The 10081-nt window shown below is 69.2% G+C and carries 7 protein-coding genes; 5 read left to right on the forward strand and 2 right to left on the reverse strand.

From position 1 onward, the window contains the following. Entirely contained in the window at positions 1-378 is a 378-nt protein-coding gene (locus VMF51_RS24745) for an STAS domain-containing protein (RefSeq protein WP_325477155.1), read from the reverse strand. A gap of 285 nt (positions 379-663) precedes the next feature. Between VMF51_RS24745 and VMF51_RS24750 the strand changes: the two genes are divergently transcribed. From VMF51_RS24750 to thrS, 3 genes are all read left to right on the forward strand, one after another. Then, positions 664-2841, forward strand: a complete 2178-nt coding sequence (locus VMF51_RS24750; RefSeq protein WP_325477156.1) for a glutamine synthetase III — start codon at positions 664-666, stop codon at positions 2839-2841. Between the two features lie 417 nt (positions 2842-3258). Next, positions 3259-3954 carry an NADPH-dependent F420 reductase gene (locus tag VMF51_RS24755; RefSeq protein WP_325477157.1) on the forward strand — a complete coding sequence of 232 codons (696 nt, stop codon included), beginning with the start codon at positions 3259-3261 and terminating at the stop codon, positions 3952-3954. Positions 3955-4041: 87 nt separating this feature from the next. After that, entirely contained in the window at positions 4042-6027 is a 1986-nt protein-coding gene (gene thrS / locus VMF51_RS24760; protein ID WP_325477158.1) for a threonine--tRNA ligase, read from the forward strand. On the opposite strand, the gene VMF51_RS24765 is transcribed toward thrS, so the two are convergent. Then, positions 6024-6599, reverse strand: coding sequence for a class I SAM-dependent methyltransferase (locus VMF51_RS24765; RefSeq protein ID WP_325477159.1), 576 nt, complete (start codon positions 6597-6599; stop codon positions 6024-6026). The two genes, thrS and VMF51_RS24765, sit on opposite strands and share 4 nt — an antisense overlap. 54 nt (positions 6600-6653) lie before the next feature. Between VMF51_RS24765 and VMF51_RS24770 the strand changes: the two genes are divergently transcribed. Both VMF51_RS24770 and VMF51_RS24775 read left to right on the forward strand, forming a co-directional pair. Then, the gene (locus tag VMF51_RS24770; RefSeq protein ID WP_325477160.1) at positions 6654-7622 is read left to right on the forward strand and encodes a hypothetical protein; all 969 of its coding nucleotides are present in this window, start codon (positions 6654-6656) and stop codon (positions 7620-7622) included. A gap of 692 nt (positions 7623-8314) precedes the next feature. Continuing rightward, the gene (locus VMF51_RS24775) at positions 8315-9604 is read left to right on the forward strand and encodes an HNH endonuclease (protein WP_325477161.1); all 1290 of its coding nucleotides are present in this window, start codon (positions 8315-8317) and stop codon (positions 9602-9604) included. Positions 9605-10081 lie beyond the last annotated feature (477 nt).

Here is a 10081-nt window from a genome sequence, read left to right on the forward strand (position 1 = left end):
TCACGGGAGGTCCGCTGCGAACGGGGTGGTCACCGCCGCCTCCACGGTGTCGACGGTGAGGAAGAGCCGGTCGGTGCGGGTGAGGGTCAGGATCCGGCGTACCGGCCGGGACGGGGCCACCAGACGCACCCGACCGCCCACCTCGACCGCGCGGCGCCGTACGTCGAGCAGGACGCGGAGTCCGCTCGCGTCCAGGAACGTCACGGCGCGCAGGTCGAAGACCACGCACGTGGCCTCGGCGCTGAGGACGTCCCGCACGAGCGGCTCGGCCTGCACGTCCATCTCGCCCCGGACCTCGACGACCGTCCACGGACCCGACGGGCGCGACCGCGCGGAGATCGCCTCGGTGGTGAGGGAGTTCGATCGATGAGCCGCCATCCGGACCCTCGCTGCTGTTCATGGCTCACGATGGCGGGGACTCGGCCACTGACCTCTTCATCGTCGTCCTTCGAGCCACCGAAGTACATGCCCCGAAAGGGGGAGAAGCGGGCCTCGTACGACGCTCCTTTCGTCACCTCGATGTTGCGGGCGTCACACCTTGAGTTCACATGCCTGAAACATGCCGGTTTCATTGCGTGTCTTTCCCTGGCTAGGTTCGCAAGGGTCTCGGCTCCGCCAAGCCGCGAAGAGTGTCTGGCTCGTACAACGAGGGATTGAGTGCTCATGAGTGGAAACGCCGTACGCCTGCAGGCCATCAAGGACGTCGAGGCCTACGTGCCCCCCGCGGTCAGCTTCGACCCCGGCGAGGAGCCCGGCGCGATCTTCGGCCAGAACGTCTTCAGCCTCTCGGTGATGCAGAAGCGGCTGCCCAAGAACGTCTACCAGTCGGTGCTCTCGACCATCGAGAAGTCCGCACCGCTCGACCCCGCCTGCGCCGACGCGATCGCCTCGGCGATGAAGGACTGGGCGCTGGAGAAGGGTGCGACCCACTACGCGCACGTCTTCTACCCGCTGACCGGCCTCACCGCGGAGAAGCACGACAGCTTCCTCGACCCGGTGGGCGACGGTACGGCGCTGGCGTCGTTCTCGGGCAAGACCCTGACCCAGGGTGAGCCGGACGCCTCCTCGTTCCCGAACGGCGGCCTGCGCAACACCTTCGAGGCGCGCGGCTACACCGGCTGGGACGTGATGAGCCCGGCGTACATCCTCGAGAACCCCAACGGCAACACGCTGTGCATCCCGACCATCTTCATCTCGATGACCGGCGAGGCCCTCGACCACAAGACGCCGGTGCTGCGCTCGCAGCAGGCGATGGCCCTGCACGCGAGGCGGGTGCTGAACCTCTTCGGCCACGCCGAGCCCGAGAACGTGGTGGCGTACTGCGGCCCCGAGCAGGAGTACTTCCTGGTCGACAGCCACTTCTTCCTGGCCCGTCCCGACCTGCTGAACGCCGGCCGCACCCTGTTCGGCGCGAAGCCGCCGAAGGGCCAGGAGTTCGACGACCACTACTTCGGCGCCATCCCCGAGCGCGTGCTCGGCTTCATGATGGACACCGAGCGGGAGCTCTTCAAGCTCGGCATCCCGGTCAAGACCCGGCACAACGAGGTCGCCCCCGGCCAGTTCGAGGTCGCGCCGATGTTCGAGCGGGCCAACGAGGCCTCCGACCACCAGCAGCTGCTGATGACGACCTTCAAGTCGCTGGCCCGCAAGCACGGCATGGAGTGCCTCTTCCACGAGAAGCCCTTCGCCGGCGTCAACGGCTCCGGCAAGCACGTGAACTTCTCGGTCGGCAACTCCGAGCTCGGCAGCCTCCTCGTGCCCGGCGACAACCCGCACGACAACGCGCAGTTCCTGGTCTTCTGCGCCGCGGTCATCCGCGCCGTGCACAAGTACGGCGGCCTGCTGCGGGTCTCGGTCGCCTCGGCGTCCAACGACCACCGGCTCGGTGCCAACGAGGCCCCGCCGGCGATCATCTCGATCTTTCTCGGCGACCAGCTGGCCGACGTCTTCGACCAGGTCGCCAAGGGTGGCGCGACCCGCTCCAAGGAGAAGGGCACGCTGACCATCGGCGTCGACACGCTGCCCGACCTCAGCAAGGACCCGGGCGACCGCAACCGCACGAGCCCGTTCGCGTTCACCGGCAACCGCTTCGAGTTCCGCGCGCCCGGCTCGCAGCAGACCGTCGCCGTACCCATGGTCATGCTGAACACGATCATGGCCGAGGCGCTCGACTACTGCGCCACCGAGCTGGAGACCGCGGTCGCCGCCGGCACCGACTTCGACGAGGCCGTGCAGAACCTGCTCGCCGACATCGTCGCCAACCACGGCGCGGTCATCTTCAACGGCAACGGCTACTCCGACGAGTGGCAGGCCGAGGCCGAGCAGCGCGGCCTGAAGAACCTCCGCACCACCGTCGACGCGCTCCCCGAGCTGATCTCGCCCGAGGCGATCGAGCTGTTCGCCAAGTACGACGTCTTCAACGAGCGCGAGATGCACAGCCGCTACGAGATCGGCATCGAGCAGTACGTCATGACGCTGCGGGTCGAGGCCAACCTCACCGCCGAGATCGGTACGACGACGATCCTGCCGGCCGCGGTCCGCTACCAGACCGAGCTGGCCGGCAACGTCGCCGCGCTGAAGGCCGCCGGCGTCGAGGCCGACCTCTCCCTGCTGCAGTCGGTCTCCGCCCCGCTCGCCGAGCTGCGCGCCGGGCTCGCCGAGCTGACCACGGCCCTGGCCGACCTGCACGACCACGAGGGCATCGCCGAGGCGACCTTCGCCCGCGACGTCGTGCTCCCGGCGATGACCGGGGTGCGCGAGGCCGCCGACACGCTGGAGGGCGTCGTCGCCGACGACCTGTGGCCGCTGCCGACGTACCAGGAGATGCTCTACATCCGCTGACCTCACGCTGGTTGAGGCGACCCTGACGCTGGTTGAGGTGCGAAGGACGAAGTCCTGAGCCTCGAAACCCGGTGAGCGGAGAGTCGGTCTCGATCGAGGTCGCGTGTGTGGGGGTGCGGGGTTTCGAGGCTCGCTTCGCTCGCACCTCAACCGGCGTGGAGCGCGGCGTATGACGCTGGTTGAGGTGTGAAGGACGAAGTCCTGAGCCTCGAAACCCGGTGAGCCGAGAGTCGGCCTCGATCGAGGTCGCGTGTCGGCGTGCGGGGTTTCGAGGCTCGCTTCGCTCGCACCTCAACCGGCGTGGGGCGCGGCGTCTGACGCTGGTTGAGGTGCGAAGGACGAAGTCCTGAGCCTCGAAACCCGGTGACCCGAGAGTCGGCCGGGAACACCCGGACCGGCCTCTCGGTTCCTTCCGACATGACCACCATCGGACTGATCGGAAGCGGCAACATCGGCAGCGCCGTCGCGAGGCTGGCGGTAGCCGCCGGGCACGACGTCGTGCTGAGCAACAGCCGCGGCCCGGAGACCCTGCAGGACCTCGTCGACGAGCTCGGCCCGCGCGCCCGGGCGGGGACCACGGAGGAGGCCGCCGAGGCGGGGGAGATCGTCGTGGTGACGATCCCGCTGAAGGCCTACCGGAGCGTCCCGGTCGAGCCGCTGCGCGGCAAGATCGTCATCGACACCGGCAACTACTACCCGCAGCGCGACGGCCAGATCGCCGAGCTCGACGACGAGTCGACCACCACCGCTGAGCTCGTCCAGGCTCACCTGCCGGAGTCCCACATCGTCAAGGCGTTCAACAACATCAACTTCGGCGCGCTCGCCGAGCTGGCCCGCCCCTCCGGCGACCCCGAGCGGAGCGTGCTCGCCATCGCCGGCGACGACGCCGGCGCCAAGGCGCGCGTGGGCGAGTTCCTCGACAGCCTCGGCTACGACACGTACGACGCCGGCCCGCTCAGCGAGGGCTGGCGCTTCCAGCGCGACCTGCCGGCGTACGCCCAGCTCTACAGCGCCGACCCGCCCGGCACCTGGCCGCCGCAGACCCACCGCCGCGTCGACGAGGCGTTCCTGGTCGAGCAGCTCGGGAAGGCCAAGCGCTACCGCGACATGTGATCAGCAGCGGAAACCCGGGCGAGGACACGACGGACCCACCGATACGATCGGTGGGTCCGTTTCCTCTGCACCACCCCAGGAGCTCCCGTGTCCGACATCAAGGTCGTCCTCGTCACCGCCGATGCGCGTGAGGACCAGGCGACCACGGCGGGCACCAAGGCCTGGCAGCTCTTCGCCGACGACGCCGAGATCATCGCCGCGCGGGTCAACGGGGACCTGAAGGACCTCAGCTACGTCCTGGTCGACGGCGACGTCGTCGAGGGCGTAGCGATGGCCAGCAAGGACGGCCACGACATCCTCCGGCACTCGACCGCGCACGTGATGGCGCAGGCGGTCCAGCAGCTGTTCCCGGAGGCCAAGCTCGGCATCGGCCCGCCGGTGACCGACGGCTTCTACTACGACTTCGACGTCGAGACCCCGTTCGTGCCCGAGGACCTCGCGAAGATCGAGACCGCGATGCGGAAGATCATCAAGGAGGGCCAGCGCTTCGAGCGCCGCGTCACCACCGACGCCGACGCGATCAACGAGCTGCAGGACGAGCCGTACAAGATCGAGCTGATCGGCCTCAAGGGCGGCGCGGGCGCCGACAGCACCGAGGGCGCGAGCGTCGAGGTCGGCGCCGGCGAGCTCACCATCTACGACAACGTCCGCCGCAACGGCGACGTCGCGTGGAGTGACCTGTGTCGCGGCCCGCACCTGCCCACCACCAAGCGGATCCCCGCGTTCAAGCTGATGCGCAGCGCGGCGGCGTACTGGCGCGGCGACGAGAAGAACAAGATGCTCCAGCGCATCTACGGCACCGCGTGGGAGTCCAAGGAGGCGCTCGAGGAGCACCTGCACCGGATCGAGGAGGCCGAGCGCCGCGACCACCGCAAGCTGGGCCGCGAGCTCGACCTGTTCAGCTTCCCCGACGAGATCGGCTCCGGCCTGGTGGTCTTCCACCCCAAGGGCGGCGTGATCAAGCGGGTGATGGAGGACTACGTCCGCCAGCGCCACATCGAGGAGGGCTTCTCGTACGTCGGCACGCCGCACATCACCAAGGACCAGCTCTTCTACACGTCGGGGCACCTGCCGTACTACGCGGACACCATGTTCCCGCCCATGGAGTTCGAGGGTTCGAACTACATGATCAAGCCGATGAACTGCCCGATGCACAACCTGATCTACCGCTCGCGCGGGCGGTCCTACCGCGAGCTGCCGCTGCGCCTGTTCGAGTTCGGCTCGGTCTACCGCTACGAGAAGTCCGGCGTCGTCCACGGCCTGACCCGGGTGCGCGGCCTGACCCAGGACGACTCGCACTCCTACGTCACCCCGGAGAAGGCGCCCGGCGAGATCCAGCACCTGCTCGACTTCGTGCTCGGGCTGCTGCGTGACTTCGGGATCGACGACTTCTACCTGGAGCTCTCGACCCGCGACGACTCCAAGCCCGACAAGTTCGTCGGCTCCGAGGAGGAGTGGGCGGTGGCGACCAAGGTGCTGGAGGACGTGGCGTTCGCCTCGGGGCTCGAGCTGGTGCCCGACCCGGGCGGGGCGGCGTTCTACGGCCCGAAGATCTCGGTGCAGGCCAAGGACGCGATCGGCCGGACCTGGCAGATGTCGACCATCCAGTACGACTTCAACCAGCCCAAGGGCTTCGAGCTCGAGTACAACGGCGCCGACGGGCAGAAGCACCAGCCGGTGATGATCCACTCGGCGAAGTTCGGCTCGCTCGAGCGGTTCTTCGGCGTACTCGTCGAGCACTACGCCGGCGCCTTCCCCCCGTGGCTCGCCCCGGTCCAGGTGCAGGCGATCCCGGTCGCCGACACCTTCAGCGACTACCTGCACGACGTCGCGAAGCAGATGCGCGCCCAGGGGCTGCGGGTCGAGGTCGACGACTCCGACGACCGGATGCAGAAGAAGATCCGCAACGCGCAGCTGCAGAAGGTGCCGTTCATGCTGATCGCTGGCGCCGACGACGTGGAGGCCGGTGCGGTGTCGTTCCGCTACCGCGACGGCCGGCAGGACAACGGCGTACCCCTCGCCGAGGCGATCCAGCGGGTCGTCGACGCGGTGGCCTCGCGCGAGCAGGTCTAGCGGGTCTCGTAACGCGCCACCGTCATGCCGCCGAGCACCCGCTCGTCGGTCTGGCGGAGCCAGTCGTGCTGGGCGAAGGTCAGGCGCTGTACGTCGCTCAGGTTGACGAAGGCGCAGCGGAACGGCGCGTCGGGCCGGTCCGCCCGGATCTTGGTGAGCACCCGGTCCAGCACGAAGTGCTCGAAGGGGTTGAAGAGGTAGGCGCAGGTGACGTCGCGGTAGTCGTACGTCACCGCGTCGGCGACGAGGACGTCCACGGGGGAGCGGGCACCGCGCATCCGCTCCACGTTGTCGAGGGCGACGTCCACGATCTCGGGACTCAGGTCGATCCCGACCACCCGGGCCACCCGGCGGCGGGCCGCGAGGCAGATCACCCGCCCCTTGCCGCAGCCGATGTCGACGAGGACGTCGTCGGGGCGCAGGTCCAGGTCGTCGAGGACGTCGCCGACGATCGCGTAGTCGACCGATGCGGCATGGCAGCCGTCGGGGATGTTCGTCTGGACGATCCCGTGGGTGTCGACGTGCAGCAGCGCGTCGTACCCGAGATTCCGCAGTCGTTCCATGATCTGCATGCGTCGGAGGCTGGCACGCGCCGCGGCCCGCGCGGAGCGGCTACGGTCGTGATCATGAGAATTGGGGATGGCCGCGCCGCCGTCCCCGGTCTGCTGTTCGCGACCCTGCTGCTCGCGGGCTGCTCGTCCGACTCGTCATCGGCCCCGGAGGCTGCGCCCTCCTCGGCCCGGCCCACGTCGGTGGTGACAGCGGTCCAGGACGAGGGGTCCTCCCGCCTCCGGGCGCTGGCCGAGCTGGCCGAGCAGCGGGCTGCCGCGATGCCGCCGCCGAGCGAGACCCCGACCGTCCGGACCGTGGGGGAGCCGGTCCTGGGTGCCGACGCCAGCTGGCCCCAGTGCCCGCAGGGCATGGGCATCCCGGAGCGACCCACCCAGGGCTCGCCGATGCCGCTGCCCGAGGCGGAGTACGTCGTCCTCGGGCTCACCAACGGCCCCGGCTTCACCGAGAACCCGTGCCTGGCCGACCAGGTCGCCTGGGTGCGCGAGCGCAACCTGATGGCGGCGGCGTACGCCGTCGCGAGCCTGCCCGACGCCGACCAGGTCGCCGAGCACGGGGCCGACGGACCGTTCGACGCCGCGACCGAGCTGGGGAGGCTCGCCAACGCCGGCTACCAGCAGGGCCTCGCGAACGTCGCCACCATGCGCCGTGCCGGCCTCGGCTCGCCGATCGTCTGGGTCGACGTCGAGCCCGTGCCCGACTTCGACTGGGGCGCCGACACCGCCGCCAACGGCGCCGTCGTGGAGGGCGCCGTCCGCGCGTATGCCGACGCGGGCTACGACGTCGGCGTCTACTCCACCCCGCACCTGTGGGAGGGCGTCGTCGGCGACCTCGCCCTCGGCCTCCCCGAGTGGCGCGCCGCCGGCCACACCTCCCGCGCCGAGGCCCTCGACCGCTGCGGCCCCGACTGGTCCATCCAGGGCGGCGCCCCCGTCCTCGCCCAGTGGGTCGAGGCCGACCGCGACCAGAACGTCACCTGCCCCGGCATCGAGACCGACCTCGCCCGCTGGTTCCACCAGTACTGACCATCGACCCATCGCTGGTTGAGGTGCGCGAGGCTTCAGGTCCGATCTGAGACGCTGGCTGTACTGCGAGGGCCTTCAGGTCCGATCTGTGACGCTGGTTGAGGTGCGAAGGACGAAGTCCTGAGCCTCGAAACCCGGTGAGTCGAGAAGCGGGGTCGGGTACGGGGGCGGGGGTGCGGTCTCCGATCGGCACCAGGCCGTTTCGAGGATCACGGGGATAACAGGGTCACCGCAGGTGGCACTCGTCGTCCCTGGTCGCGGCCGCCTGTGGATGGGCGGCTGCTTCGGGTCGACCGCTGTGGCCACCGTCGAGGAAGCTCAGTACGACGGCGCCGAGTGACGCTGGTTGAGGTGCGAAGGACGAAGTCCTGAGCCTCGAAACCCGGTGAGTCGAGAAGCGGGGTCGGGTACGGCGGCGGGGGTGCGGTCTCCGATCGGCACCAGGCCGTCTCGAGGATCACAGTGATAACGGATCACCGCACGGTCCTTGCGGGTTGGCGGCTGCTTCGGGTCGACCGTTGTGATCACCATTGCGGAGATCAGTGCGGGCGCCCGATGACGCTGGTTGAGGTGCGAAGGACGAAGTCCTGAGCCTCGAAACCCAGCGAGCCAAGAGGCAGTGGCGAGCGAGCACTCCCGGCCGCTGTGGATGACGACCCCGGACTGTCGGTGCCCGCATTTACCATCTTTGTATGGCCATTCGGGAACTCCACGACTGCGACAACGCATCCGCGTTGCTCGCCTACGTGGGCGCCGAGAGGCAGATCGAAGCTCGAGCCGCCGCCCGCCAACTAGCCGCCGCGGTCGCCTGGGCCGGCATGCACTCGACTGATTCGTTGGACGAGGCCGCGACCCTGGTCGCCAGTGCCGAGGAAGCGCTGACGATCGCCGGCCCCGGCGCCCCGCTGGTCGCCGAGTTCAGCGTGCTGGAGTTCGCCGCCGCCCTCGGGCTCTCTTCTGACGCGGGTCGGATGTACCTGGGTGAGGCGGTCGAGCTGGCCCACCGGCTCCCGCGCATCTACGCCCGGGTCCAGTCCCTCGACCTCCCGGTCTGGAAGGCCCGCCGGATCGCCAAGTCCACCGTCGACCTCCCGGTGGCGGGTGCCGCCTACGTCGACGCCCACCTCGCAGCGGTCGCCCATAAGGTCTCCATCGCCCAGCTCGACCGGACCGTCGAGGAGGCCCGGGTCCGCTTCGACCCCGACGAGGCCGAGGCTCGCCGGATCGCGGCGCAGGAGGGACGGCACTTCGACATCGAGACCCGCCAGGTCTCCTTCGACGGGTGCGTCGACGTTCACGGCACGTTGGATCTGGCCGACGCGCTCGACCTCGAGGACGCCGTCGCCCGTAGGGCCCGTGACCTCGGCACTCTCGGCCTCGACGCGCCACTCGACGTAAGGCGCTCCATCGCCGTCGGGGACCTCGCCCGACGCCAGCTCTCCCTCGACCTCGCGGCCGCGGAGCCCGAAGATCGGCACAAGGCCCGCCAGGTGCTGCTCCACGTCCACCTCTCCGACGCCGCCCTCGCCGGGTCGAGGAGCGGGCTGGATCTGGCGCGGGTGGAGGAGACCCGCTCCTTCGTGTCGGCCGAGCAGGTCAAGACGTGGTGTGCCAACCCCGACACGCAGGTGGTGGTGAAGCCGGTCATCGACCTGAGCGACCACGCGCATGTCGACGCCTACGAGACCCCGGACCGGTTGCGTGAGCGTCAGGTCCTGCTGCAGCACACCTGCGTGTTCCCCTGGTGCCAACGCCGAGCTCGCCGCGCGGACTGCGACCACATCGACCCCGCCGCCCGCGGTGGACCGACCTGCGACTGCAACATCGCACCGCTGTGCCGGCGACATCACCGGGCGAAGACCCATACGCGGTGGCGCTACGACAAGGTCGACGACACCTCGTTCGTCTGGCGAAGTCCGAACGGGCTCGTCTTTGGACGCGACCACCACGGCACGATCCCGCTCGACATCCTGCAGCCCTGACCGGCACTGCCTGTCAGGGCTACAGGCACGCCGGGAATGCCGCGCCTTAGGCTGCTTTTCGGCTCGCCGGGTTTCGAGGCTCAGGACTTCGTCCTTCGCACCTCAACCAGCGGGGCGGCCCGGACTTCGTTCTTCCCACCTCAACCAGCGTGCCTGGAGGGGTGTCTTGCATCGCGACATCACCGAGCCCCGCGACACCCAGCAGCGCTACAGGCATGCCTTCCCCGACGTTGGTTGAGGTGCGAGCGGAGCGAGCCTCGAAACCTGGTGAGTCGACCGGCGGCGTCGACCACGGGGCTGCTTCTCGGCTCGCCGGGTTTCGAGGCTCAGGACTTCGGCGGATTCAACCGGTCGGTGCAACACCGGGGTTGATGTCGTGTTGGGAGAGTAGTTCGTCGAGGGCTTCGGCTGGGTTCTTCCAGCCGAGGGTTTTGCGGGGTCGGTTGTTCATTTCGATCGCGACTCGTTCGAGCATCC

The organism is Nocardioides sp., assembly GCF_035503875.1.
Classification (GTDB): domain Bacteria; phylum Actinomycetota; class Actinomycetes; order Propionibacteriales; family Nocardioidaceae; genus Nocardioides.

Coding starts and splice junctions, on each gene's coding strand:
- VMF51_RS24745 (WP_325477155.1), bottom strand. CDS start 378: ATGGCGGCTCATCGATCGAACTCCCTCACCACCGAGGCGATCTCCGCG.
- VMF51_RS24750 (WP_325477156.1), top strand. CDS start 664: ATGAGTGGAAACGCCGTACGCCTGCAGGCCATCAAGGACGTCGAGGCC.
- VMF51_RS24755 (WP_325477157.1), top strand. CDS start 3,259: ATGACCACCATCGGACTGATCGGAAGCGGCAACATCGGCAGCGCCGTC.
- VMF51_RS24765 (WP_325477159.1), bottom strand. CDS start 6,599: ATGCAGATCATGGAACGACTGCGGAATCTCGGGTACGACGCGCTGCTG.
- VMF51_RS24770 (WP_325477160.1), top strand. CDS start 6,654: ATGAGAATTGGGGATGGCCGCGCCGCCGTCCCCGGTCTGCTGTTCGCG.
- VMF51_RS24775 (WP_325477161.1), top strand. CDS start 8,315: ATGGCCATTCGGGAACTCCACGACTGCGACAACGCATCCGCGTTGCTC.